We start from the raw sequence: 25,154 nt of genomic DNA, 5'->3' as shown, positions 1-25,154 counted from the left end.
CAAGTGATCGCTGGCCCAATCTGCAGAGGGGCCAAGCGGAACCAATCGTAAGCCAATCTATTGATTTTTAATTGGAAAAGCTTGGCTGGGGAACCTGGATTCGAACCAGGACTAACGGAGTCAGAGTCCGTGGGTCTACCGTTAACCTATTCCCCAACAGTTGCCTATAAGCGGCAACGGCAAATGGCCTGTGCGGGTCGTCATATAGTTGAATTATCCCAGGATGCAAACCCCTTGTTGCTGGTTTCGCCAATTCTTTTTGCTTTGGAACAGGCACCCGGCCAAAAAGGGCCTGCCGTTGTCGTTGTTATCCATGGATCTATCCAAGACGAAGCCCCTGTTCATTGAAGATGTGCAGAGGTGCCGCCGAGAGCGACAAGTGAATGCCCGCGCCCGCCATGAGGTCGTGTTGTCCCGGAGCAACCACCAACACCTTCTGACCGGCTACGTCGGCGTGGAGCACTGTCTCGGAACCGAGTGCTTCGACGAGTTTGATTTCCGCAGGAATGCCTTGCTTATCGCCGATCGAGATGTGCTGCGGACGGACGCCCAAGGTCACGCGCGCGCCTGCGGCGGTGCCATCGACCGGGACTTCTACGCGGTGACCACCGGTCAGTGCCACAACCGCCTTGCTCGGTCCGAGCGATTCTATCGTGCCATCGAGGAAGTTCATGTGAGGTGAGCCGATGAAGCCAGCGACAAAGCGGTTGGCAGGCGAATTATAGAGTTCCAGCGGCGTGCCGACCTGTTCGACGCGGCCGGCGCGCAGCACAACGATCCTGTCGGCGAGCGTCATCGCCTCGACCTGATCGTGTGTGACATAGATCATCGTGGCTGAAAGCCTTGCGTGGAGCGCGGCAAGCTCCGCGCGGGTAGAACCACGAAGTTCAGCGTCCAGATTGGAGAGAGGCTCGTCAAGCAGGAAGGCGACCGGCCGGCGGACGATGGCGCGCCCGATGGCGACGCGTTGGCGCTGGCCGCCCGAGAGCTGGCCGGGCCGCCGCTCGAGGTACGGCTCGATCTCGAGCATCCGTGCCGCCTCTGCAATACGCTCGACTATCTCCGCCTTCGGCATTTTGGTGTTTTCCAGGCCAAACGCGAGGTTCTGGCGCACGCTCATGTGCGGATAGAGCGCGTAGGATTGAAACACCATGGCCAACCCGCGGTCGGCAGCCGGGACGTTGTTGACGAGTTTTCCGTCAATCGTAAGTTCACCTCTGCTCGGACGATCAAGACCGGCAATCATGCGGAGTAGGGTGGATTTACCGCAACCCGAGGGACCAACGAAGACGACGAATTCACTGTCGGCTATCTCAAGACTGATGTCATGAAGCACATCGACACTGCCGAAGGACTTCGCGACGTTGGTGAGCTTGATATGTCCCATGACGATCCCCTTTATTTCAGCCCGGTTCCGGCAATGCCAGTTGTGATGAAGCGCTGCAGGAAGATGAAGACCAGGACAACCGGGATCATGGTCACGACAGTCATGGCAAGGATAAAGTGCCATTGCACATTCAACTCGCCAGAATAGATGCTGAGCCCAACCTGCAGGGTGTAAAGTTCCTTTCGCGACAAAACGATCAGGGGCCAGAGGAAGTCGTTCCAGCGCCAGACTACAGAAAAGATCGCAAGGACTGCGAGCGCCGGCGCCGTTAAAGGCAGGATGATGCGCCAGTAAATCTGCCATTCGGATGCCTTGTCCATGCGAGCCGCATCGATCAGTTCGTCGGGAATGGTCAACATATATTGGCGCAGGATAAAGACGCCGGTTGGTGTCGCCACCGTTGGCAGGATGACACCCCAGAGGCTGTTGAAGAGGCCAAGCGCCGAGACTATCGAATAGAGTGGCACCATGATGACCGACAGGGGCACCATGAGCGTTGCCAGGATCAGCAGCATCGCTATGGTTCGGCCACGAAACTCATACTTGCTGAGCGCGAAGGCTGCCATGGAGTTGACGATCAGAGTAATCAGCGTGGCGACCACTGTCACGAAGACCGAATTCCAGAGATACCGCACGAAATCGAAGTGCGTGAATGGCCCGGTGTAGTTCTCGGACGCGAAAGACATTTCGCGAACTGGTTTGCGTTGGGAGATGTTCACTTTGATAACCTCTCCCGGATTGCTGGGATCGACCATCTGGCTGACCACACCGACGCGCCGCACTTCAGCGAGTTTCACCGTTTTTCCGCCTTCGAGCGTGACCTCATAAAGATCGAGCGGCTTGTCAATGCCACTGACGGTCACCTTCTGGGTGATATAGGGCAATATGGTCGGGGGAAACTCCGCAAGCGCCGCGGGCGACTTGAACGACGATCCGACGAGCCAGACCGCGGGACCAAACATGATGAACAGTCCCCCGACGAGCCAGACCCAGGTCACGATATCTGTCCAGTGCCAGCCCCTGCCTCCCTTGCGGCGGAAAAGAAATTGCGCAATGCGACTCATTTGCGGTCTCCTTTCTTCTCGCTGGACCGGCCGAGGCTGAGCTGCAGCAGTGTCAGAACAACAAGCACCGCGCCCATGAGGATTGAAGCGGCTGCAGCGAGTCCTGGATTGCGAAGTTGGGCGGCGAAGCCAGTTTCGTAAATGTACTGGGTCAGGAACAAGGTGCTGGTGCCGGGCCCACCGCCGGTGAGCACGTACACTTCGTCGAAAATCTGCACGGCGCGTATCAGCACCAGGACGATGACGACAAGGAGGTTGGGCGCCAGCAATGGCAGGGTGATCCGCAGGAAGACGCGGGTCGGCTTCGTGCCGTCCATTTCGGCAGCTTCGTACAGATCCTTGGGGATCGCCTGGAGTCCTGCCAGCAGGATCAGTGTGTAGAATCCCATATGCGCCCAGATCGACACACCGACCGCGGCTGCAAAAGACCAGTTGCGGTCGTTCAGCCAGGCGTGGGGTTCGAAGCCGAGGCCGTAAAGACCGAAATTCAGAAGGCCCTGGCGTTGCAGGATCCACTTCCATATGAGTCCGACCACCACCGGCGACAGCAGCACCGGAAAAAAGAACACTGCACGCCAGAAACTGCGCGCCCTGAGGTCGCGATTGAGGATCAGAGCGGTCACCAGTGAGACGCCGATCATCAGCGTTACCTGGAGGAGGACAAACCATCCGGTATTGCCTACAGCTGTCCAGAATGTGTCTTCGGCGCAGCTGTTTGGATCGAGATAGTTCGAGCAGTCAAATAGCCGGGCATATTGATCCGCACCGACAAAATTGCGATCGGGCAGAAAGAGGGCGGCGCCACCCGTCATCGAATAGGCAAAGTTGATGAAAAACGGCAGGAGGACAAAGATGCCGAATATCAGCATGTTGGGCAGCAGGAAGAAGGTCGCCATGCCGCCCAACCCTGCCGTCCTCTGAAGCCATCGCAAAGGTGGATCGACGAGTTCCATCGCGAAGCGAACCGGCACCATGGCGGCATCGCCAAAGTTGAAACCAGGCTTTCCAGGGATGTCTGCTTTCATTGTTCGCTTCCCTCCGACCACACGAAACAGGCCGCATCCTTAGCCACTGCTTCGATCCACAAATCATTCCTCAATGTCTCGGCAAGCCTGGGCGCTACGCGCCGATCCCCACCGACACACTGGTTGCGATCGAAGACGGTATGCCGGGGCAACAGTAGTCCCCGTCAAACCTTGTCATTGCTACCATCATCCGGCGGTCACTTAACGCCCGAGTCCTTGACCTTGGCTGCAATATCCGCGTCGATGCGCGAGAATGCTTCATCAAGCTTCAGCTCGCCTGCCGCCGCCTGGCTCACACGGGTGACCAGGGCACCATAGAACGCATCCGACCAAAACCAGCCAGGGAGCTTTTGCGCGACATCGGACAGGGAAGAGGTGGACGCTACGAAGGTATTCAGAGCCGCCTTTGCCTGCTCGTCATCCGTTTTGAAATCCAGCCCTTTTTCAAGCAGACCCTTGTGCGCCGGCAGGAACAGTGTGCGTTCGGAGAATTCCTTCACGATGTCTTCGCGTGTCAGATAATCCATCACCTGGGCGACATCCTTTGGATTCTTCGTGTATTTGATCGCCACAAGACCAGCGCCACCGGGCATCCCGGAGCAGTTGGCGGAGCCGCACGGACTGCCGGTCGCAACCCAATCGAAATTCGAGCCAATCTTCGTCGAGAAGTTTGGCACCTGCCAAGAGCCCGAATAGTAATAGACGAGCTGGCCGTTGATGAAGTCATCTGCGCCGGCACGATAGGTCGAACCAGCGGCCGAAACCCAGACGTCCTTGCTCATCGTGCCGTCGGCGACCCAACCAACGAATTTGGTTATGAAGTTCTTGGCGCCTTCATCGAGCGGCGCCGGTTTTCCGTCCGCACCAATGTAGTTGGAACCATAGGAAAGGTTGGGCCCGGTCAACCGGTGGCCCGAGCGGTCGAGTGCCATGGGGAACGGAACTTGCTGACTTTGGGCCACTTCTTTCGCGGCCTTGGCCCAATCGTCCCATGTTGCATCTTTCGGCGGGAGGGAAACTCCTGCCTGATCGAACAGCGTCTTGTTAGCAAAGCCGCCCGTCAGCGTTATCTGCGTCATGAAGCCCGAAATCTGGTTCGAACCATCGGGTCGCATCCAGTCGGCCTGCCCACCGAAATTCTTGTCCCAATAGGCCGCGTCGGCGACCAGTGGGCGCAGATCGAGCCAGTGTTGGCTCAACGCCTTCAGATTGGTCACGCGTGCTATGTCCGGACCGTCGCCCGCCTCCAGCTGGACCGGGAGCTGTTCACGCACCACACCATAGGCAACGTTGTCGAGAACGACATTTATCCCGGGGTTGTCCTTCATGAAGCGGGCGAGGAGGTCCTTCAGAACCTCGCCTTCCACACCGTCGGAATACCACATGATGCGGACGTCCCCGGCGATGGCGGCCGTCGACGCCAAAAGTCCGACGGCGAACGCTGTTAGCATCGTACTGGTCTTGCTCATTGATCTTCCTCCTCTTGTGGGACGAGCCCTACTCCCGCTCGTCGATGGACAGTGCGCCGGCTTACAGGACCGGCGCCCGTCCTTATTTGGCCGCCAGCATGGTAACCTCGCCAGCGACTGTGAAATTCTTCGGCGAAACGACCCGGCCTTCGGCCTCCACCGACCCGTCTGAATGAAATTTGACGATGCCGTAGTCCGGATCCTCGATCCGGAGAGTACCGCCGGTGCCTTCGTTCAAGGCAACACCGGCGAATCTTGACTCGACCGTATCCAGGTTCGACGCTTTGCAGATACGGACGATCCAGCGCGTCTTGCGGCCGTACTGCCGCAGTTCCGCATTGGCGGATGGTCCATCCTTGACGGCCACCAGTTCCGTGTTGCCGCGCAACAACACCGCACCATGCCCGCTACGGGCGAGTGCCAGACTGCCTCTGACAATGCTTTCATCGAATTCGGCAACAGGGAACCACGCGTGCGTAAAATCGGGTTGCTCGTCGAATGTGGAGAATTCGAGTACGGCCAACCCTCGGTACTGGTGGACGCGGGGGAGGGTACCGCTGCCGCCCCAAAACGAGGGTCGGCCGTATCCGAACTGGATTGACTCGCCGGGATGATTGATCCAGATCGCGGCCTCAGGACGCTCTCCAATGCGAAGATGCAGGACGGTCTCCTGATAACCCCATTCATTCCAGCGATAATGGGCAGCCGAGCCCATGGCGAAATCGCGGCTCTTGTAATGGTAGAGCGCGGCAAAGCTGTTCTCGCCCTGCGCGAAACACCATTCCTGATGATTGTCAGCTTGGTGACAGGCGACCATTTGCAGGGATTCTGGCACGACCAGACCATGATCGCGCAGGCAGACGGCAAGCTGCGGCAAGGCGTGAACGCGGCGGCCATACCAGCCCTTACCCCAAAGCAGGCGTGCAACACCGGAAAGCTCCAGCGAGCGACCGGCGCATAGTGTGTGCTCGTAGGAGCGGCCCTGAGCTGCCGTGACCATGCCGTGATGTGCCGAGCGGGCGATGATCTCGCACAGGCGGACGATGCCGTTCCTGGCTCGTTCCGCGATGTCCGCGTCGGGTGACAGGGCGGCAAGGGCGGTGAGGCCCTTGAGATCGATCGGGAAATAGGGCGCGGAGTTGAATTCCGCCATTTCCCAGGTTTCAAAATGGTCAAGCCAGGCGCGCACACGGGCAGCACCCACGGCGCTCTGTTCCTTGCCTTCACGGCCGGAGCGCACGAACGTCGATCCAGCAAGAAGATGTCCCGCAAGATAGGCCGAGGTATGGAACAGGAGCGCGTGGTTCTCGGAGAAATACCACTGCACGTCATTGCCCGGCTCATCCATCCAGTAGCGATAGTTGAGGATCGCCTGGTCGATGCGGTTACGTGTCTTCTCGCCGATATCCGCGCCCCAGACCGTACGTGCCCAAATCAGCGGGACGAGCGAGAAATCCGCGCAGTCGTGGCAATCTTCGATAGAGGGCAGAATTTCCTCGATCATGGCGTCTGTGTCGGCACCGGCACGGCCACTTGCCAGCCGCGCGAAGGCCCGAACCGTGTCGCGCTCGGAAAACTCCGAGATTTCGTCCAGCGTTTCCGCGATCCGGTCGGCAAGCGCCGCCGGTGCGGCACCCTGGCGGCCAGTATGACAGATCTCGACTCCCAACGAGCGGGATGCGACGAAGCCTTCAACATCGAGCGTTATGCGGAAGTGACGAAAGTCGGCGGGAGCCTTGATCGCTGGGCCGATGGTCAGACGGTCGTGGCCTGCCCTCAGCACGAAGTCGTAGTCAAATCGCTCGGTGGACATGAAGTCACCTTCGACCGCGACATTGACCCCCACATCGACGGGCAGTGGCGCGGCCAAACGCAGCGTGATGTCGCCATCGAAATAAGCAGTCCGGTCAAAATGCATGCCGTCAAGCGCGGCTTCGATATCCTCAGCCACCTCACTTGTGCATGGAACTGGCACGACGACGCGCGCAGCAGGACCGGACAAATAATCGAGCTGGAAGAAATAGCGGGCATCCCGCTCTGCGAGATCATCAAAGAAGATGATGATCTCGTTCAATCCTGCCGCGAGCGCGAGGTCGAACTCGGATTTCTCCTCGAGATTGCGGCTGTAAGGTGCCGCCCAGCCGACTTCCGTGCCATTCAACCAGAGGACGGCGCCTCCGCAAGTTCCGAACCGTAACTTGGCAGCACCCGCCTCATTGGCGTGCACGAAGGTGCGTGCCCAGGTGGCGAGTCGCGTCGGGCGGAACCAGAAGCCCGACAGGTCGAGCCGCGGCGAGCCGAATGGCAACCACCACCGCACGGCGTCGAAAGCGCCCCGCACATCCGGGCGCCGGCCGCGATACTGCTCGGTAAAAATCGTGCGGCAAGGGTATTCATGCGGTATGAAATTCTTGTGCTTGGTCAGGAAGAAGAAGGGATCCATTTCCCCTTTCATCGGGACGTCCGGAACGTCAAAACTCTCTTCGGCAGTCGCGCCGAGCTGCCAGTATCGAATTGCTTCACCCGGTTCCAGATTTTTCATCAAGCGGGATTTGGTATCAGTCATTTCAGGTCTGCCAGTGCTACCGGGGCCACGTCATTATATTCCTGGTTTTCACCGGTCATGCCCCATACGAAAGCGTAAGGACCTGTGCCAGCACCCATGTGAATCGACCAGGCAGGGGAGAGCACGACGTCGCCGTCGGCAACCAGTATATGCCTCGTCTCTTCGGGGCGGCCCATCAGGTGGACAACCCGGTCTTCGCCCGCCATGTCGAAGTAGCAATAGGCTTCCATCCGCCGCTCATGCAGATGTGGCGGCATGGTATTCCATACGCTCCCTTCGGCAAGATCGGTTATACCCATCAACAACAAGCACGACGGCGCCACTTCCGGATGGATGTACATGGCAAGCCGGCGTTTATTCGATCGGCGGGCCTCACCAAGATCAAGCGGCTTCGACTCCGCCCTGGTTATCAGGCGATGGGGAAAATCAGCGCCGGCCGGAACTGAGTTCATGTAGAATCGGGCCGGGGCATCAGCGGCGACACTAGCGACGCTGATTTCCCTGGCTCCCCGTCCGACATAGAGAACATCGCGGTTCTGCAGCGTGAAAAGTTTGCCATCGACGTTAACGGTGCCGGTGCCACCCAGGTTGGCGATTCCCATTTCCCGTGCCGACAAAAGGTATGGCGTTCCGATGTCAATTCCGGATCCGAACGACAGAGGCTCAGTAACCGGCATGGCGCCACCCACGATGAGACGATCGACGTGCGTATAGGTGAAGTTGACGATGTCCGCCGCGAACAAGCCGGTAATGAGGAACTCACTGCGGAGGCGTTCCGTATCATAGCTCTTTATGTCCTCGGGACCAGCCCCGTATAAGACCTTCATCGTCATGCCGCCTGTCCTTCTGTTTCGACGTGCTGCAATGCTTCCGAAAGGCACAAGATCGCCAAGGCCTGTCCATAGCCGGTCGGCTGGATTGGAATATCTCTGTAGAACTGGAGATCGTGGCCCATGCGCGTGCCGTAGGAGACATTGAGCACTGTGCCGGTCTCATCGATATTGTTCATCACTGCCTGCAGCGCCTTCTGCCCCGCGGTTCGCCACGCCAGCGTCCCAAGACCAAGGCGGTAACCCTTCAACAGACCGTAGCCGATGCCGGCTGTCGCGGAGATCTCTTCATACGAGGTAGAATCGTCGAGTAGCGTACGCCATGCGCCGGATGCTGTCTGAAGCGGCAGCAGCGCATCAACCTGCGCAACGAGAACACCCTGCAGAAAATCCTTCACCGGTTTTGTTATCTCGGCGAGGTCGAAGAGATCGAGGATGCCTGCGGTGATCCAGGCGTTGCCGCGTGCCCAATGCGCTCGGGCAAAATTGTGCCGGCCTTCAAAGGTCCAGCCGTGAAACCACAAGCCTGTGTGAGGGTTGGCGAGGTAGCGAGCGTGAACAAGAAACTGCCGCGAAGCCTCATCGATCAATTCCTGTCGTCCGCTCGCCTGGCCATAGGAGGCCAGAAACAGTGCGACCATATAGAGAGTGTCGTCCCAAAGTTCGTTGTCATTGATCTTGTCAGACACGTGATGCTCGAAGCCGCCTTCCGGCGTTCGTCCCATTTCCGAGATCACGCGGTTCGCCCAGTCGTCTAACAGCGGCTTCCAGCGCGGGTCGCCTGTTTTGGCCCAGAGAACGGATAGGCCAAGCATCGGCGCGGTCGTGTTGACATTGAGTTGCGGCAATCCGGCATCAAGCCTGTCCACGTACCAGTTTTCCACGAGCTGGCGAAGATCATCGCGTCCTGTGAACAGCCAAAGCCGGATCAGCCCGTAGAGCCCGACACCTTGCGGCCATTCCCAGCTGTCGAAGCTGATGTAGTCACCGGCGGTGCCATCGAGATTCGGTTCATGGAAGCGACCTTCATGCTTGAGGCCAGTCATTCCGGCGACAAGTCGATCGAGGCCAATACGAATGTCGTGGCCAGTCGGGCCCATAGCACTCCTCCCTATCGCCCCACTCTTACGGGTGGCTCCATGGGTTATTAGATGCACGATGAAAATTCTTGCGCAATCTGAAAATTTTTTTCATGATTGTGGTATGGGAGTCCACAATGGTTGCTAAACCGCTGCCGGGTAAGCGCGGAAAGAAGAGTCGACGGGTGCGGCTGGCCGACATCGCCGAGACCTGCGGCGTGTCCCTCAGCACCGCGTCGCGTGCCTTGGCGGGTGAAAAAGGGGTACGGCTGGAGATCCGCCAACAGGTTCTCGAAGCGGCCAAGATTGCCAACTACGTAATACCGACGGCCGTCGCCGGGCAGAAGGTCATCCTGGCGGCATCCAGTGCTGCCATGATCGACTATGTGCGCAATCAGTTCACGCTCTATGTCCTTGAGGGCCTGAACGAACGCGCTCACGCACTGGGACTTGAGATCGTGACTCGCCCGATCGCCGACAAGCGTGAGGAACTGGCGGTGTTGAGGGAAGCGCGCGAAGATCCGCAAGTTGCCGGGGTTCTGTTTCTCACGGTGGACGACGAGGCCATGCTGGAAGCCACGCGTGGCTTCGATAAGCCGGTTGTCCTTCTGAACGGCGACGATCCATTCATGCGACTCTCCAGCGTGACGCCCTGCAATCGATCAAGTGCGCGCCTGGCGGCCGATCACCTGATCGATCTGGGTCACCAGCGCATCCTGTTTTTAATGCGGCCGGGTCGACGAACGATCGAAAGACGTTACGAGGGCTGGCAAGATGCGTTGCAGGATCGGGGATTACCGCTTGATGCGGATCTGGTCGTTCCCGTCGAGGACTGGTTGCCCGAACTCGCGGCTGCGGCCATCGCTTCGCGAATCGAGACACGCGGCCTTGATTTTACCGCAGTCCTTGCTGCTGGCGACAGCCTCGCCGTCGGTGCAATGATGGGTGTTCAGCAAAAGGGTTTCTCGGTGCCCGGCGACGTTTCCGTCGTAGGCATGGATGATCTTCCACAGGCAGCGTTCCAGAACCCGCCGCTGACAACCATGCACATTCCCATGCGCGAAATCGGCTCTGTGGCGCTTGACCTCCTGCGCGACAATCTTTCCGGCATTCCTATACCCCCGCGCCGGGTGGAACTCGCCTGTCACCTCGTCGAACGCTCGTCAACCGGGCCGCGGCGCGGGTTGGCGGGTGTAAATTGATTGCTCACGCGCCCTAAGAAGGCAAACGCGTTCAGCGTTGACCATTCAAAAAAATCCCTCCCTACAAGAGGGAGGGTCAGATGCAGGTGCGGCCCCCGTCGCCCCCAAATGGCGTCCTATTTTCTGAAACGACGCTCTAAACCATTTCGTCAATCATGGTGTTGATCTTGTAAATTGCTTCCGCCCGATTTGTTGCCCGCAGCTTCTTGAGTATATTTCCGACGTGAACTTTGACGGTGTTTGGCGCAAGGTTAAGAGCATAGGCAATCGTCTTGTTTGCCTTTCCCTGCCGCAGAACCTCGATGACGTCCCGTTCCCGTGGTGTAAACATTCCCTCGCACTTGGATTGAGAACGTCTGGTTCCGAGGATGCGTTGAATATCATGCAAGTTCTCGGCTGCGACAAAAACACCTCCGGCCAGCGCCATGGATATTGCTTCGATGCAAACAGACATTCCGGCGTTGCCTGGAAGGTAACCACATGCACCTTGCTCGAGAACGTGCAGGATTTGCTGAGATCCGCATAGTTCGGCCTGGACAATGACCGGGATGCTCGGAAATCTCCGAATAAGCGCCTCAATCTCGAGTGCAACTGAATTATCCTTGGATCTGGAGTCGTCAACGCACACAAGAATGACCGAAAATTCCGCCGCTTCATGTTCCTCTATTTCTTCGATTGCGCCATATGTGGCCATGCGCAGTCCAAGCCCATTCGATAGAAGCCCCCATGAAAGGTGCTGTCGTGCAACTGCGCGTCCGTCAATAATGGCAAGGGTCCGTTGTGGACGGAGTTCTGTTGATGCAATGCGGAACTCTGCACGGCGGGCCGCCGCATGCCGATTGAAAACGGCATGATTAGCATCCGGTATTCGTTCATACATGATTCCTGACATTTTCTTACCCCCAAAACGTCCTCTCTGACAGGCTCCCAACATTGAAATTCAATTGCACCACGTTTGAGTATCGTGATTTCGCGCGCGGCTAATGCGTGCCATGCGTTCGATCAACAGCTGCATCGCTGCGTAGGAGAGTTCTATCTCTCCTCTCTTCTTTCGCAGTGCGCCGATATCTGTCAGGCGTTTGACCGTTTGACCATTTATTCGCCGGATGGTTTCGCCCTGCAACAGACTTCTCAGTGCTTCCCATTCGTCTTTCGATAGATCACTCATTACAACCATGTCCGTCGAGCTCCGAGTGGCCTGTCGTCGGTGCTAGCCGGCGACATTTGTTTGATCCAATTGACGAATTCATCGAAAATAGCGAGAGCTGCCGCGGCAGGTTCGCTGCACACCGGATTGTCCCCTCAAGTTGTTGATGATTGGACATGGCACAAAGGCCGGCCTATGCACTGGAGTTAAGATCGACGTATGAATAATGCGGATCTCCTGCTCCATTGATGCCTTGAGGCTCTTGTAAGACAGGCGCAAACCGGCGGGCAAAGTCGGCCGCTTGATTAACTTCGCAAATGATGACCACCGGTATTTTCTGGTGAGAACTGTTGACATCGGTTTCCCTCCTATAAGTCTGGTGAAATTCTATTGATCGACTTTCATCTCAGGGTCGATCGGGTGCTGGTGTATTTGTTGAATACTAAGGAGAGGGCGTCTCACGAACGCTGCCTGGCCGTCAACGCACCGTCAAAAATGAAGGGAAATACGCAAAAAGGACCCGCAGCCGGGTCCTTTTTTCTGTTTTTAGTCGGGTTTGCGTCAGCTGTTCAGCACAGCGTCCACAGCAGCGGCGGCATTGAGTAGTCCTGCTCCAAAAAAGTAACCGGGATCGATGACATCTTCGTTGTCCGCATTCATGCAGTCGGGCGTGAGAGGACGCACACCCGGTTCGACATGACGGTTTTGGTTTGACGCTTCCTCAAGGATATTCTTCATGGCTTTACCGTTCAACTTTCCCGATCCACCGTGAACGGCCCGATGGGCCCGTTGCAAGAGAGCTGCAACACCACCGACTAAAGCTGCGGCACCTGACGTGCCGCCAAAGCTTGTGTAGTAACCACCACCAACGCCGGGATTATCTGCAGCTGGGAGCAAGGAAGACCAAGGTGCCTTTCCTTCATCATAACCAAAAACCCCCGGAAGGTCCGTGCTGAGAAGGCTGAAATAGGAATAGCAATATTCCTTTCCAGTATCCGCACTATATTGATGCTTTGCGGTGAAGGGAGACAAGCGATCGATCCGCAATTGGTGACGATTGAAAACCTCACTATCATCGGAAGGTGCGACCAGAGTGAGCCCTTCGCCATAATTGCTGTAGCCGGCCCGAAAACCTTCAACCGTGACAGCGCCAACTGCAACAATGCCATTATCTGGAGCTGCGAGACTCGCTGGATAGATGAGTTGGCTTTCACCACTGTTGCCGGCGGCGCAAATTACCGGGATCTTTCGGCTCACGCCAATCATCAACTGTGTCAGGATCGTCCACAATCGGTCCGGGTTGGATCCTGTTTGGGATGATTTGGGCTCGAGTTCCGCCGGCCCCTGTTCGGCCATGGCTATACGTGCAAATAGATCCGCCGCATCCCGATTGGCCCAACGCTCAAGGTCAGCCTTCAATTCGTTTTTGGGCTCAACGGCGCTTCGCTTCGGATCAGGGATCCCACGGGGCAGAACGATCACGTCAACGTCTTGCAAATACGCATAAAGGAAAGCGGCAATGAACTGCCTGGCATCCTCTTCGAACGATGTCGTGATGTTTACAAGGTGCGAAAAAGGATCAGCGCCAAAATAGGGTAACAGGTTGGGATTCTTGTTGGGATGGCTCGGGGTCGAATTTGGGTTCGTAAGGATATTTTCTGGAGGAAATGGGCTTTCGCCGTCCTCCGATGGCAACGCGGCAGGCTCGCCCACGATTAAGCCGGCACAGGCAGTGCCGTGCGATGCGAACAGCGTGTTCGAGTCGAGAAGGCGGCGCGACACGCCATACGAGGCAGCATACTCCGCCACGATATCATCCAAGTACTCCTTGTCATCAACTGATAGTCCCAGGTTTCCAAGACCGGATATGTTTAGTCCTGGGAAGAACGGCCGTTTTTCTTCCTTGAATGAACTGGTCGTATCGTCGCGGATTTCCAGGGCGCGCGCACCATATCTGTGCGTTGCAAGGTCGATCGAAGCGTTATGGTCGATCCGAGTAGTCAGGTTCGGATGATCTGGAGAAATCCCGACGTCAATGAGGGCCACCTTTGCAGGCGAGACCGCACCCAGGCCGGCAATAGTGTCCCAGACAGAACCAGAAATAACAGGAGCAGCGGCGTTCCGCAGCGCACTTTCATTGTTTGGGGGGAGCGGCTCATTCGCGGGTCCAAAGTCCGCAGTAATTACTCCCAAAGCAGCCAGATGCCAGAGATAATAATAACCGGCAGGTACAGGCTTTGTGTCGTCTGATCGGAGGGCCATCTACAACCTCGTTTACGCTGGAGGAACCACGGAAGATGGATGCGTATTCTTCACACCCATTCCTTGTGTACCGCGTTAAACGTCGCGGCGAACGCATCTCTCAGATAAGGAGCAAACCGGCGGGCCAGATCACGTCCTGCTTTCGTATCGCTCGGATAATGAAGCCCCGCCCACTCACGATTTTCCGCAACATTTTGGGCAACTCGCACCAACTCTTCGGTCGCGGGATGCTCAGGAAGGATCGTGTTGAATGCAAACGCGATTGAAAAACATTGGAATGCATGATTGCTTGGGAAAGCTTCGTGCGCTGGAACTGCCAGAAGGGGTCGCAGGCGCGGTTCGAACTGATTGGGCCGCAAGCGATTGAATTTGCTTTTGTAAATGAGCCCAACATACTCACACGCTGTCAAGATGCTCTGAAAAAGTCCTTCGGTCTCTTCAAACCCGGCTATGTTCTCAATGTAGAGAGGTCGCGTAAACTCGGCGACAGTTAGCGAGGCTTCCTGTTGAATATCCGGCAATCGGCGGGCCCGTTCGCGGTCGCGCTTCTGCATTGACAAAAGCACTTTGGTTTCAAGGCGGCTGAAGTCTGGCCCCGGTGGTGGAGCGATGTCGAGCATTTCCCATGTGAACCGTTCAGCAGCCGTAAAGGCGTTTCGCGAGGGTTGCTGGTGTAGCCTGCGCAATTGGAACGCCGGTATCAATTGTGCGTCGCCGGTGCTGATTCCACCGAATGCCATTTTATTCTTGTTCTTATTCTTGTTTTTGTTCTTGTTCAGCGAGGATTTGTTCAATACCGCTTTGTTGGCAACGCCGCCACCTCCTGCGGCAGCCCCCGCCGCCGGAAACCCTGGGCTGTCGATACCGGGATCATCCGCCGGGTCAATTGTAACGAACGGTAAAAGGGGGCAGGGCGATACATGATCAGCATCGATCTCAAATCGAAAATTGTTCAAGAACTGTATCAGTGGTGATTGCGGCGCAACGTCGATCATCTTCGCGTATCCTTCATCTGCTCGAACCGAACTTGATTAAGGGAAAAACTACCGGAGCTTGACGCCGGCCTTCGTAAGGCCGGCGATCAGCATCTTGCCTCCCCCAGTTTTTAACAGCGGGTAGCGATTATCCTGTAGGGACTCGATCGAGAAATTCGGTTCGACAATCTCGAGTCGCTCTACATATTTTCTCGCCATTTCCATCTCATCGCGATGTGCATGACTTGCTGCCAGATAGCGCAAAAGAGAATTGAAATCCGGCCGCATCCTCAGCGCCTCTTCACCGGCAGAAATGGCCGCGGCGTGATCGCCGGCCAGAGCGGCACTGATGCACTTCGTCGTATCGAAATAGTATTTGTGGGCGCTGTAAAAGCCCAGGTTCTGGACCCAATTTGCCATGGCCATCGCCTTCTCAGGCTGTCCCGCATAGCAATGTAACATCGAATAAAGATCCCAACCGAGTGGTTGTGCGGGATTGAGTCTTATCGCTCTCTCGAACAGTCCGGCGGCATAGTCATATTCGCAAAACAGGAATGAATGGACGTGTCCAACGAGGGCAAGCGCGATGGAATTGTTGGCATCCAACTCCAGTGCTTTGCGGGCGTAGAACTGGGCTTCTTCGACTATTGTTGAGTCATAGGCATTGAAACGCTGACCAACCCGAAAGGTTCTTATAAAGGCTAGCCATGCATAGACAGAGGAGGAGGGCCGGTCAGCAGCAATGTTGTGAAGGATGCGTTCCGCTCTATCGAGGTCTTCCCGAGACAATCGAAAGACCGCGTTGACCGCCTCGATCATTGTGATTTCGTGCTCCATCTTTCCGCCTTCAGCGCGGAAAAGAAAGCAACCATGGACTTCATCTATCAAGTGATTGATCAGCGCATGTAGCTGATTGCTTTCACCTCTTTCGAGGAGTCGCCGATCGGCGATGCAACTGTCTTTCCAAATCAGGCTGTAATCGGCCAGACGCAGAATGCTCACCACGACAAGGACGGTTTGACTGGAGAGCGTTAGTTCCAACTGTATGCCGATTGGCGTTGCCAGTTGGCTGCCCAGTTGATTGTCATTCGGCGAATTCGCCCAAGGTCCTCCGCCGAAGGAAAAGTCGCTGACACGGATATCCGTTCCCTCAACAAGTGATTTTGCGATGAGGCTCGTTATTTCCGATGCCAGAATCGGTCCATTTTCGCTTTGTCCGGCGATGCGTGAGGGCAGGATCGCAACCACCCATTGTCTCGAACTGACGTTGCCACTGTGGCCAACAGCTGCATCGTCCGATAGCCCATTTGCAGTCCCGCCACTATCTTTACCCGGATTGATGGCCGTCCAAGGCACAAGAGGCGTCGGTTCCCGGTGTTCACGCGCCAACTCGAGCTTTGGTTCAAATTTTTGCTGAAGCTGTCCCTCATCGTAACGACGCTGCCAGACCTGTCGCTCAAGTGTGAGCCATTCCTCGAATTCAGGGTCTCTGACGTCGACCCCTTCGAGAAAATGTTCAGCGGCCAGTTCGTCGTCTCCTGCTGTATGACTCCCAGTAAGAATTTCGTCGATATCCAGCCGTATGCGGTCCATGCGAAGCGAGACGGTGTATTTGTCCGCAACCAGGATATCGCGTGCATCACCCAGACATTTGCGGATATCGAGCAATGCTTGCCGAAGGCTGGCAGATGCTTGGTCTTCTGGCCTGTCGCTCCAAAGCTTGTCACGGAGCCAAACTCTTGAACGAGATCCCCTTAGGGAAAGAGCCAGCATGGCAAGGATCGCTTGAGATTTTTGGGATTTTGGCGTCAAAAGCTTGCCCGACGGATCAGCGATCGCGAAGGGTCCAATTAGATACATGCGAAAAGCCGCTTCCTGCAGCTGACTGTCCATCAGAGTTCGGCCCGGAGTAGCGCCGTGGGTTGCTTTGTCTTTCTTCCAATCAGGCTCTCGCCCCAAGTGTGGCACAAAACACGACTTTAGCAATATGTCTGCGGGCATTGGCAGCCCCCGTGGGTAAACAGGAACGCTTATTCCCGAAAGATTATGCACCATTCCGCTCCCATTTTTGATGCCAGATGGTCTGGCTGAATTGAAGGCAATACAGCTCATCTGTCATTCCAGCGTGAAACCAGCGTGAATTTTGGTCGAATAGTGGGTGGGTGCGGGTTATAGGAGTGCTATGACGCAACAGACCTCGACTGCTTCAAAGGGTTCTGTGTTCGACACACAATGACGAGATGGAGGTGACGGATAAGCAGAGGCCTGCTCAGGGTTAGTAATACCTTTTCAAACACACCGACATTGGGGGCCCGAGCCGATGATATTGCCGCTATTGTTGCTATGGGTCCATCTCTTGGATTTGAAGAGTGGCGTTACAGCCTTCATGACGTCGCCCTCGTAAAGCCTCAGCCCCATCCATGTGCTGCCAGTCCGTAAACCCATGGCTCCCCGGGCTTCCGATTCAGGAACTTTTTCCCCTTCGACATCGTCGTGACCGTACCAAAGACGCCGAGCCTGCATTGCGCGAGGAAGTCTGCAAAAGCGCCGTCTTTCTCACGGGTGTCGACGCGTGCAAATTCCCCTTTGAGATTTTGAAGATGAACGGCGGTCAAATTGATTGCGTCGTGATCGCTGGCGGCTACAACAGGACCAATAACCTTGCCGCGACCGAACTCGCGGCAGCAGGAATATCCAACAAGCTGACCATTGCGTCTCAGTCCGTAAATTGCGGCTTTTTCAGTGATCAGACCGAGCAGACTGGCACGATTGGTCCCGAATGCCTGACAATCCAGGCTTGCGATGGCGCCCAATTCGTCTGCTGGCATAGCGGCCAGCTCTCCGTTCAGGGGAGGAGTGGCCGGCAATGTCAGGACGACTTCACCCTGACACTGGTAGACGATTGCTTCGTTCAAAAAGCCGAGCGAAACGTAGAGATTATAGGCAGCGTGAGTGGCGTTGAGACTTAGGTTTCGGCCGGCGCAGCGCTCCAGCACCTGATCCATGAGCCAGCGGCCGTTGCCCTGTGCCTGCGTGCGCGGAGTAGTAATCACCATGCCAATAGTGGCGAAATCTTCTCCGTACGGAAACCACATTGCTGTTCCGAAAACCCGTCCGATGCCGTCTACGGCAACAAGCCCTTGCCCGGTCTGCAACACCAGTTGCCAATCACTGGATCTGTGCGGCCAGCCAACGCCCAGTGACAGTGCATGAAGCAGGTTGATATCCACATCAGCGATGTCGCGCGCAACCAGTTCAAACGATTTCAGCCGCACTGAATTTTGCATTTCATTCTATCCGCTTTCTTCATTCGGTACCTAAGCTGGGCATGCAGTTATTTTAACCTAGCGACGAATGCATGCGCACATTACAGGCATATTTGCTGCATCATCGCATGGCAATGCCGGCACGTTTTGCTTCTTGGCAGGCTTAATTCGCAATCTTTGTCTAAAGCTCAGCATTATTCGGCACGGAACACTTCTCGAGGCAATTAAGCTGATAATTATTCGAAAGTCTGCTCTGACGGTATGGTATTTATGAAGGTCGAAGAAATTCTCGCAGCACTAATAGGATTTTCCTCTGTTGTGGGGACGCCGAATGATGCAATCGTCGATTGGATCGGCGCCTATGCGCAAGCTGCTGGCGCGAATGCAACTGTGCTGCCCGGACCGGAGGGCGACCGAGCCAATCTATTCATAACGGCCGGGCCACATGATGTGCCTGGCTACATTCTTTCAGGGCACTTGGATGTAGTGCCAGCCGGCGAGGCAGGGTGGAAAACAGATCCCTTCCAGCTCCAGCGGGACGGAAAGAGACTTTGCGGTCGCGGAACGACCGACATGAAGGGCTTCCTGGCCTGCGCATTGGCTGCTTTGCCAAAACTTGCCGCCAGCAATCTGCAACGTCCTGTCCATCTTGCTTTTTCCTATGATGAAGAGGCCGGTTGCCGTGGTGTACCGCATTTGCTTGCAGCTTTGCCCGATTTGTGCGCGAAGCCCTTGGGGGCAATCATCGGTGAGCCGAGCCGGATGCAGGCTGTACGTGCGCATAAGGGAAAAGCAGCAGCAAGACTTGAAGTGGCGGGACGCTCAGGACATTCGTCTCGGCCCGATCTGGGATTGAATGCCGTTCATGCCATGGCGAACGTCATCGCACAGGCGGTGGTTTACGGCCGGTCTCTGGAGCAGGGCCCCTTCGATGACAATTTCGAGCCGCCCTATTCGTCCTTACAGTTTGGCGTCGTTTCTGGTGGTCAGGCGGTCAATATCATCCCTGATCGATGTACTGCCGATATCGAAGTGCGTGCCATTCCCGGTGTCTCGCCAACGCTGTTGCTGAAAGAGGTAAAAGAGAAGCTGTTTGCCCTGAGAGAGCGATGTTATGAGGTGGTTTGGCACGAATTGAGCGCGTACCCGGCATTATCGCTGCCGCAGGAAGCCACGCTTGCAACGCTTATGGTCGAACTCACAGGAAAGGAAACGCTTCCTGCCGTGAGTTATGGTACCGAGGCCGGGCTTTATCAGCAGGCTGGCGTCGATGCGATTATCTGCGGTCCTGGCGACATAAGCCGTGCGCATCGTCCCAACGAATATATCGAGCTCGATGAACTATACGCGTGCCAAAAAATGATCGACGATCTCGGCGCGCGCCTTGCAGCATAATACTCAAGCAGACGGCAAATTTCGATGGCATTTCTCTTCAATTCCGATGCAGCACGCGGTGCCGTCTTTCGCAGGGCTTTTGCGAGTGGGCTTCCAGATCTCCAGTTCTTTCAAGCTGGCGAAGACGTTGATCCTGACAAGATACGCTATTTGATTAGCTGGGTGACGCCGGATGACATCGCGCGCTATCGCAATCTGGAAATACTTTTTTCGATAGGCGCGGGAATTGATCAGTTCAAACTCGCCAGCGTGCCGGAGCATGTGAAGCTCGTGCGCATGGTGGAAGACAACATCATCCGCATGATGCAGGAATATGTGGCGCTTGGCGTGTTAACTCTTCATCGCGAGGCGATTGCCTATCGCGAACATCAGAAAAACGAGGAATGGCGAGAGGTTGCTGTTCCTCATGCAACCGCGCGACGTGTCGGATTTCTTGGACTTGGGATGCTGGCGCAGGCGGCAATAGAACGTCTCAAGCCGTTTCAGTTTCCCCTTACTGGCTGGAGCCGCAGGCAGAAGGACATTGAGGCCGTCGGATGCTTCTATGGTGAAGACCAGTTCGTCAGCTTCCTGCAGCAGACGGATATTCTCATTTGTCTTCTGCCGCTTACGGATGAAACGCGTGGCATACTCAATGCCCCCTTGTTTGACCATTTACCCAACGGCGCGCGACTTTTGCACGTCGGTCGCGGGCCACAGCTCGATCAGGCGGCACTCATTGAGGCGTTGGATAGCGGCCATCTGGCTGGCGCGATGCTGGATGTAACTGACCCCGAACCGCTTCCGGCAGGACATCCGCTTTGGCTGCATCCCAAGGTACTTATTACGCCGCATATCGCTTCAGTAACCCAACCGGAGACAGCTGCAAAATTCGTCATCGACAATATCGAGCGTCATCGCGCAGGAAAAAAACTGATCGGCCTGATCGATCGAAAGCTAGGCTACTAACCCAAGAGGGAAAATGAGATGTCACTCCTGACTACCATCGACACAAATCCAGATTTTACACCGAAAGAGGCGCTGCCGACCCCGGAACGGCTTATCTCAGGCAACCCGGCTTTCAAGACATGGGCGCTGGATGCCTCGAAGGGTGAAAAGGTCCTGACAGGCATCTGGGAAGCAACACCGGGGGAAACGCACTCCATCAAGGGCGCGACCTTTGAGTTCTGCCATATCCTTTCCGGTCTTGTTGAGATCGAGGAAAAAGACGGCGAAACAAAGACATATCGCGCTGGCGACAGCTTTGTGATGAAACCTGGTTTCGTGGGCGTCTGGCGCACAATTGAAACCGTCCGCAAGATATACGTCTCCGTTTACGATTAAGGCATCGGCATCGATGGCGGTGCCGGTCCAGAATAATCCGCTGCATACAACCCGCCTGACGCGATTCAAAGCCGTCAGGCGGTCTATTCTCAACGAAAAATGCGGTGCGTCCGGCACTATCGTTAGCGGAGAATAGTGCGAGGTGCTCCATGACATTAAGCTTTGATCCGCAAACGCTTCGGCTCCCATTTTATCACTTCATTGGTGGGGAGCGCGTGGATTCAGCAGGTAGCATTGAAATGCGCAGACCTTCTGACGGAAAGGCCTATGGCGCTTGCCCTGTTGCCGACAGTGGGCTGGTTGACCGAGCGGTGCAGGCCGCCAAAACAGCATTGAAATCGAGTGGCTGGGCTGATGTGCGCCCGCGCGAGCGGCTCAATGCAATGCACCGCTGGGCCGATCTTATTGAGCAGGAGGCATTTACTCTGGCCCGCCTCGAGGCCGTTTCCTCGACCCGTCCGATTGCGCAGCTCATTGAGGGCGATATTGCGGTTACTGCTGAGCAGATACGTTTTTTCGCCGAATTTGCCGACAAGGAAGGGAGTAATGTCGTTCCCACGAGCGCCAGTAATTTTGGCATGACGTTGAGCGAACCTTACGGCATCATTGGTGCCATCACCCCATGGAATTTCCCAATATCCATGGCTGGTTGGAAACTCGGGCCGGCACTAGCCGCAGGCAATGCCGTTGTTCTGAAGCCATCTGAAATTACCCCTTTCTCCACTCTCTACATGGCTGAACTGGCCGAAAAAGCCGGTATCCCGGCGGGGCTGATCAATATCGTACTTGGAGACGGACCAACGACTGGCAACGCTATCACCGGCCACCCGGATATTTCCAAAGTGAGTTTCACCGGCTCCACTGCGGCTGGTGCCGCGATCATGGAAAATATTGCCCGCACTGGCATTAAGCCTATGACGCTTGAACTCGGAGGCAAGAGCCCGCAGGTCGTGTTCAGCGATGCCGATCTTGACTTGGCAGCATCAGCCATCACGCTTGGGATTCTGTCCAATGCCGGACAGGTCTGCGTGGCCGGTTCGCGCCTCATCGTGGCAGAAGACATCGCGGACACCTTGAGCAAAGCTATCGCGCGACACATGGCCAACATCGAGCCGGGGATGACGTGGGACGAGAACACCCAGTACTCACCCATCATCTCTGAGCGGCAACTCTGCCGTATTGATAAAATCGTGAAGAAGGCTGTGAGCCTCGGCGCTGAGTGTGTTGTTGGTGGTAGTCCGATGAATGGAGATGGCTATTTCTATGAACCAACACTGCTGCGTGGCGTTGAGGAAAATTCACCGGCTGTAACCGAGGAAATTTTCGGGCCCGTGCTGACTATCCAGACCTTCAAGGAAGAAGAGGAGGCCCTCGCGCTTGCCGATCACTCGACCTATGGACTGGCTGCGGGACTTTTCACGCGCGACCTGTCGCGCGCAATTCGTGTGACGAAAACGATGCAGGCGGGCACGGTCTGGGTGAACCGTTATGGCCGCTCGCGCGACCATATTCTGCCAACCGGCGGCTACAAGAGCTCGGGCATCGGCAAGGATCTTGGCCGGGAAGTCTATCTGGCGAACCGCAAATCAAAAAGCGTGCTCATTGATCTTTAAAGGGAACTCATCGTGAAAAGCTATTCGATCGCCTTGATTCCGGGAGACGGCATTGGCAAGAGTGTCACAGATGCGGCATTGCAGGTCTTGATGGCTGTTGCCAAGCGCAGGGGCTTTAACCTTGAGGGCACTCGTTTCCCGTGGTCCTGCGCTTACTATCATGAAGCCGGCGCTATGATGCCAGCGGATGCTATCGAAACCCTGGGAAAATTTGATGCAATTTATCTAGGCGCTGTGGGCTGGCCTGCGGAAGTACCAGATTCAGTATCCCTGCACGGTTTGCTGCTGCCAATCCGCAAGGCCTTTGTGCAATATGCCAATATCCGGCCGCATAAGCTTCTGCCCGGTGTAACGGGGCCACTGCGTTCCGAAGGTTTCGATATCCTCTGCATCCGTGAAAATACCGAAGGCGAATATTCAGGAGCTGGCGGACGCGTGCATTCCGGCACCAAAGATGAAGTTGCGGTTGAGACTGCAATTTTCACGCGTACCGGCGTCGAGCGCATCATACGCTACGGCTTCGAACAAGCCCGCGCGCGCCGTAAGAAGCTTGCCTCGGTAACGAAGTCAAACGCACAGAAATATTCCATGGTTTTTTGGGACGAGGTCACGCGAGACGTTGCCAAGGAATATCCTGATGTGGAGGTTTCGCATTACCATATCGATGCCATGGCGGCACGCATGGTGATGGCACCCGATAGCCTTGACGTTATTGTTGCCTCAAATCTGTTTGGGGACATACTCACCGATCTTGGTGCGGCTATTCAGGGCGGGTTGGGTTATGCCGCTTCGGCCAATATCAATCCGGACCGCAGTGCGCCTTCCATGTTCGAACCGGTTCATGGTTCGGCGCCTGATATTGCCCATTTAAGCGTTGCCAATCCGATTGCGGCGATCTGGTCCGCTGCGATGATGCTCGACCATCTTGGCGAACATCAAGCGTCAAAAGACGTGATGGCGGCAATCCAGGCAGCAACCATGCAAGGTATCGGAACGATCGCAGGCAAGGACAAAACGGACGCGATCACGCAAGCCGTTCTTTCGGCTCTGGCGTAACTAAAGAGGAAAACATGCACACATTGAAGGATCGGCCTCTTTTCAGGCAGCAGGGTCTTATCGCCGGTGTCTGGCAGGATGCAGCCACAGGAGCGGTCGTTGATGTCACCAATCCGGCAAGTCTTGGCATATTAGGCACTGTCCCTGATATGGGAGTCAAGGAAACGCGCGCGGCCATCCAAGCTGCTGCAAACGCTTTCAACAGCTGGAAAAAGAAGACAAGCGCCGAGCGCGCAGCCCTTCTTGAGCGCTGGTTTGCTCTCATGGGCGAGCACGAGCAGGATCTGGCACTGCTGCTGACATTGGAACAAGGCAAGCCCGTTGGCGAAGCTCTGGGTGAAATCCGCTATGGCGCCTCGTTCGTCAAATGGTTTGCCGAAGAAGCACGCCGTATTGACGGCGGCACTATACCCTCGCCTTCGTCGGACCGCCGCATCCTTGTTCTCAAAGAAGCGGTAGGCGTCTGCGCAATCATCACGCCATGGAATTTTCCGAATGCGATGATCACGCGCAAAGTCGCGCCCGCCCTTGCAGCAGGTTGCACGGTTGTTATCAAGCCATCGGAATTCACGCCATTTTCCGCACTAGCACTGGGGGTTCTTGCGGAACGGGCAGGGATTCCGGCTGGCGTTATCAACATCGTGACCGGCATGCCGACAGAAATCGGCAAGGAGTTCATGACAAACGAGACAGTGCGGAAGATCTCCTTCACCGGCTCGACCCGCGTTGGCTCGCTGCTGATGAAAGGCGCTGCCGACAGCATCAAGCGGCTCAGCCTGGAACTGGGCGGCAATGCGCCGTTCATTGTCTTTGACGATGCCGATTTGGATCAGGCAGTTGAAGGCGCGATTGCATCGAAGTTCCGCAATGGCGGTCAGACCTGTGTCTGCTCCAACCGTATTCTGGTGCAGTCCGGAATTTATGACGCATTCGCGGCCAGGCTTGCCAGCCGCGTTTCTGCGATGAAAGTGGGCGCAGGAACCGAGGAGGGCGTCGCGATTGGCCCGATGATCAACCACGCGGCTATCGAAAAGATCGAGCGCCACGTGAGCGATGCTTTGGGACGCGGCGCAAAAATCCTCGCACAAAGCGAAAAAATGCCGGAAGGCCGCCAATATGCCCGTCCGGTCGTTCTCGGTGATGCAACAACCGACATGCTGCTTGCTTCCGAAGAAACCTTTGGACCTGTGGCCCCGCTGTTCCGCTTTGAAACGGAAGAACAGGCCATCGAACTTGCCAATGGCACGCCGTTCGGCCTCGCCGCCTATTTCTTTACTGAGAATCTGAAGAGATCCTGGCGGATTACTGAGGCACTGGAATTCGGTATGGTTGGTCTGAACACCGGCCTGATATCAACGGAAGTTGCTCCCTTTGGCGGTGTCAAGCAGTCAGGCCTTGGCCGGGAAGGATCGAGGCTCGGCATTGATGAGTACCTGGAAGTCAAAACGCTGCATGTTGGTGGATTATGAGCCAATGAAGAGCGCGCGGTTTAACCG

The 25,154-nt window shown here is 56.1% G+C and carries 20 protein-coding genes and 1 tRNA gene; 7 read left to right on the top strand and 14 right to left on the bottom strand.

What is annotated here, in order from left to right:
- Window positions 1–82 precede the first annotated feature (82 nt).
- From CU102_RS21040 to bglB, 8 genes are all read right to left on the bottom strand, one after another.
- A tRNA-Gln gene (locus CU102_RS21040) sits at window positions 83–156 on the bottom strand.
- 163 nt (window positions 157–319) lie between these two features.
- A complete protein-coding gene (locus CU102_RS21035) occupies window positions 320–1,387 on the bottom strand; it encodes an ABC transporter ATP-binding protein (RefSeq protein ID WP_106713056.1) in 1,068 nt (355 codons plus the stop codon).
- Between the two features lie 11 nt (window positions 1,388–1,398).
- A complete protein-coding gene (locus tag CU102_RS21030; protein WP_106713055.1) occupies window positions 1,399–2,451 on the bottom strand; it encodes a carbohydrate ABC transporter permease in 1,053 nt (350 codons plus the stop codon).
- Window positions 2,448–3,476, bottom strand: coding sequence for a carbohydrate ABC transporter permease (locus CU102_RS21025; RefSeq protein ID WP_106713054.1), 1,029 nt, complete (start codon window positions 3,474–3,476; stop codon window positions 2,448–2,450). The genes CU102_RS21030 and CU102_RS21025 overlap by 4 nt, the downstream gene beginning before the upstream one ends.
- 197 nt (window positions 3,477–3,673) lie before the next feature.
- Window positions 3,674–4,945, bottom strand: a complete 1,272-nt coding sequence (locus CU102_RS21020) for an ABC transporter substrate-binding protein (protein WP_106713053.1) — start codon at window positions 4,943–4,945, stop codon at window positions 3,674–3,676.
- An 82-nt stretch (window positions 4,946–5,027) separates the two neighbouring features.
- Window positions 5,028–7,511, bottom strand: coding sequence for a hypothetical protein (locus CU102_RS21015; RefSeq protein ID WP_106713052.1), 2,484 nt, complete (start codon window positions 7,509–7,511; stop codon window positions 5,028–5,030).
- Window positions 7,508–8,344, bottom strand: coding sequence for a 5-dehydro-4-deoxy-D-glucuronate isomerase (kduI, locus tag CU102_RS21010; RefSeq protein WP_106713051.1), 837 nt, complete (start codon window positions 8,342–8,344; stop codon window positions 7,508–7,510). The genes CU102_RS21015 and kduI overlap by 4 nt, the downstream gene beginning before the upstream one ends.
- The gene (bglB, locus tag CU102_RS21005) at window positions 8,341–9,441 is read right to left on the bottom strand and encodes a beta-galactosidase BglB (RefSeq protein WP_106713050.1); all 1,101 of its coding nucleotides are present in this window, start codon (window positions 9,439–9,441) and stop codon (window positions 8,341–8,343) included. The genes kduI and bglB overlap by 4 nt, the downstream gene beginning before the upstream one ends.
- Before the next feature lie 116 nt (window positions 9,442–9,557).
- Here bglB and CU102_RS21000 point away from each other — a divergent pair, with 116 nt between their 5' ends.
- Complete coding sequence (locus tag CU102_RS21000; protein WP_106713049.1) at window positions 9,558–10,622, top strand: LacI family DNA-binding transcriptional regulator; 1,065 nt, start codon at window positions 9,558–9,560, stop codon at window positions 10,620–10,622.
- Window positions 10,623–10,758: 136 nt separating this feature from the next.
- On the opposite strand, the gene CU102_RS20995 is transcribed toward CU102_RS21000, so the two are convergent.
- The 6 genes from CU102_RS20995 to CU102_RS20970 form a co-directional block, all read right to left on the bottom strand.
- Window positions 10,759–11,514: a helix-turn-helix transcriptional regulator gene (locus CU102_RS20995; RefSeq protein ID WP_166648504.1), complete on the bottom strand. Its 756-nt coding sequence runs from the start codon at window positions 11,512–11,514 to the stop codon at window positions 10,759–10,761.
- A gap of 48 nt (window positions 11,515–11,562) precedes the next feature.
- Window positions 11,563–11,790: a hypothetical protein gene (locus CU102_RS20990; protein ID WP_106713047.1), complete on the bottom strand. Its 228-nt coding sequence runs from the start codon at window positions 11,788–11,790 to the stop codon at window positions 11,563–11,565.
- 540 nt (window positions 11,791–12,330) lie between these two features.
- Complete coding sequence (locus CU102_RS20985; protein WP_106713046.1) at window positions 12,331–14,031, bottom strand: S8 family serine peptidase; 1,701 nt, start codon at window positions 14,029–14,031, stop codon at window positions 12,331–12,333.
- A gap of 50 nt (window positions 14,032–14,081) precedes the next feature.
- A complete protein-coding gene (locus CU102_RS20980; RefSeq protein WP_166648505.1) occupies window positions 14,082–15,026 on the bottom strand; it encodes a phosphatase PAP2 family protein in 945 nt (314 codons plus the stop codon).
- A gap of 48 nt (window positions 15,027–15,074) precedes the next feature.
- On the bottom strand, window positions 15,075–17,117 hold the full coding sequence (locus CU102_RS20975; protein WP_245425460.1) for an SARP family transcriptional regulator: 2,043 nt from the start codon (window positions 17,115–17,117) through the stop codon (window positions 15,075–15,077).
- A gap of 296 nt (window positions 17,118–17,413) precedes the next feature.
- Window positions 17,414–18,292, bottom strand: coding sequence for a GNAT family N-acetyltransferase (locus CU102_RS20970; protein WP_106713044.1), 879 nt, complete (start codon window positions 18,290–18,292; stop codon window positions 17,414–17,416).
- A 249-nt stretch (window positions 18,293–18,541) separates the two neighbouring features.
- Here CU102_RS20970 and argE point away from each other — a divergent pair, with 249 nt between their 5' ends.
- The 6 genes from argE (at window position 18,542) to CU102_RS20940 (ending at window position 25,127) form a co-directional block, all read left to right on the top strand.
- Entirely contained in the window at window positions 18,542–19,666 is a 1,125-nt protein-coding gene (argE, locus tag CU102_RS20965) for an acetylornithine deacetylase (protein WP_106713043.1), read from the top strand.
- 24 nt (window positions 19,667–19,690) lie between these two features.
- Window positions 19,691–20,614, top strand: a complete 924-nt coding sequence (locus CU102_RS20960; protein ID WP_106713042.1) for a 2-hydroxyacid dehydrogenase — start codon at window positions 19,691–19,693, stop codon at window positions 20,612–20,614.
- Between the two features lie 18 nt (window positions 20,615–20,632).
- A complete protein-coding gene (locus CU102_RS20955; RefSeq protein ID WP_106713041.1) occupies window positions 20,633–20,989 on the top strand; it encodes a cupin domain-containing protein in 357 nt (118 codons plus the stop codon).
- Window positions 20,990–21,138: 149 nt separating this feature from the next.
- Window positions 21,139–22,602, top strand: coding sequence for an aldehyde dehydrogenase family protein (locus tag CU102_RS20950; RefSeq protein ID WP_106713040.1), 1,464 nt, complete (start codon window positions 21,139–21,141; stop codon window positions 22,600–22,602).
- Between the two features lie 12 nt (window positions 22,603–22,614).
- Window positions 22,615–23,658 carry a tartrate dehydrogenase gene (locus CU102_RS20945; RefSeq protein WP_106713039.1) on the top strand — a complete coding sequence of 348 codons (1,044 nt, stop codon included), beginning with the start codon at window positions 22,615–22,617 and terminating at the stop codon, window positions 23,656–23,658.
- Between the two features lie 14 nt (window positions 23,659–23,672).
- Window positions 23,673–25,127 carry an NAD-dependent succinate-semialdehyde dehydrogenase gene (locus CU102_RS20940; RefSeq protein ID WP_106713038.1) on the top strand — a complete coding sequence of 485 codons (1,455 nt, stop codon included), beginning with the start codon at window positions 23,673–23,675 and terminating at the stop codon, window positions 25,125–25,127.
- Window positions 25,128–25,154 lie beyond the last annotated feature (27 nt).

The sequence above is a fragment of the Phyllobacterium brassicacearum genome, from assembly GCF_003010955.1.
GTDB lineage: Bacteria > Pseudomonadota > Alphaproteobacteria > Rhizobiales > Rhizobiaceae > Phyllobacterium > Phyllobacterium brassicacearum.
The sequence above is the reverse complement of the archived record's forward strand: the minus strand, read 5'-3'. Positions and strand labels throughout refer to the sequence as shown.

What these genes read in the sequence shown, in the direction of transcription:
- CU102_RS21035 (WP_106713056.1), bottom strand. Translation starts at nt 1,387, where the DNA reads ATGGGACATATCAAGCTCACCAACGTCGCGAAGTCCTTCGGCAGTGTC.
- CU102_RS20995 (WP_166648504.1), bottom strand. Translation starts at nt 11,514, where the DNA reads ATGTCAGGAATCATGTATGAACGAATACCGGATGCTAATCATGCCGTT.
- CU102_RS21015 (WP_106713052.1), bottom strand. Translation starts at nt 7,511, where the DNA reads ATGACTGATACCAAATCCCGCTTGATGAAAAATCTGGAACCGGGTGAA.
- CU102_RS20990 (WP_106713047.1), bottom strand. Translation starts at nt 11,790, where the DNA reads ATGAGTGATCTATCGAAAGACGAATGGGAAGCACTGAGAAGTCTGTTG.
- CU102_RS20955 (WP_106713041.1), top strand. Translation starts at nt 20,633, where the DNA reads ATGTCACTCCTGACTACCATCGACACAAATCCAGATTTTACACCGAAA.
- CU102_RS20940 (WP_106713038.1), top strand. Translation starts at nt 23,673, where the DNA reads ATGCACACATTGAAGGATCGGCCTCTTTTCAGGCAGCAGGGTCTTATC.
- kduI (WP_106713051.1), bottom strand. Translation starts at nt 8,344, where the DNA reads ATGACGATGAAGGTCTTATACGGGGCTGGTCCCGAGGACATAAAGAGC.
- CU102_RS20960 (WP_106713042.1), top strand. Translation starts at nt 19,691, where the DNA reads ATGGCATTTCTCTTCAATTCCGATGCAGCACGCGGTGCCGTCTTTCGC.
- argE (WP_106713043.1), top strand. Translation starts at nt 18,542, where the DNA reads ATGAAGGTCGAAGAAATTCTCGCAGCACTAATAGGATTTTCCTCTGTT.
- CU102_RS21030 (WP_106713055.1), bottom strand. Translation starts at nt 2,451, where the DNA reads ATGAGTCGCATTGCGCAATTTCTTTTCCGCCGCAAGGGAGGCAGGGGC.
- CU102_RS21025 (WP_106713054.1), bottom strand. Translation starts at nt 3,476, where the DNA reads ATGAAAGCAGACATCCCTGGAAAGCCTGGTTTCAACTTTGGCGATGCC.
- CU102_RS20985 (WP_106713046.1), bottom strand. Translation starts at nt 14,031, where the DNA reads ATGGCCCTCCGATCAGACGACACAAAGCCTGTACCTGCCGGTTATTAT.
- CU102_RS20975 (WP_245425460.1), bottom strand. Translation starts at nt 17,117, where the DNA reads ATGAGCTGTATTGCCTTCAATTCAGCCAGACCATCTGGCATCAAAAAT.
- CU102_RS20980 (WP_166648505.1), bottom strand. Translation starts at nt 15,026, where the DNA reads ATGATCGACGTTGCGCCGCAATCACCACTGATACAGTTCTTGAACAAT.
- CU102_RS21020 (WP_106713053.1), bottom strand. Translation starts at nt 4,945, where the DNA reads ATGAGCAAGACCAGTACGATGCTAACAGCGTTCGCCGTCGGACTTTTG.
- CU102_RS21000 (WP_106713049.1), top strand. Translation starts at nt 9,558, where the DNA reads ATGGTTGCTAAACCGCTGCCGGGTAAGCGCGGAAAGAAGAGTCGACGG.
- bglB (WP_106713050.1), bottom strand. Translation starts at nt 9,441, where the DNA reads ATGGGCCCGACTGGCCACGACATTCGTATTGGCCTCGATCGACTTGTC.
- CU102_RS20970 (WP_106713044.1), bottom strand. Translation starts at nt 18,292, where the DNA reads ATGCAAAATTCAGTGCGGCTGAAATCGTTTGAACTGGTTGCGCGCGAC.
- CU102_RS20950 (WP_106713040.1), top strand. Translation starts at nt 21,139, where the DNA reads ATGACATTAAGCTTTGATCCGCAAACGCTTCGGCTCCCATTTTATCAC.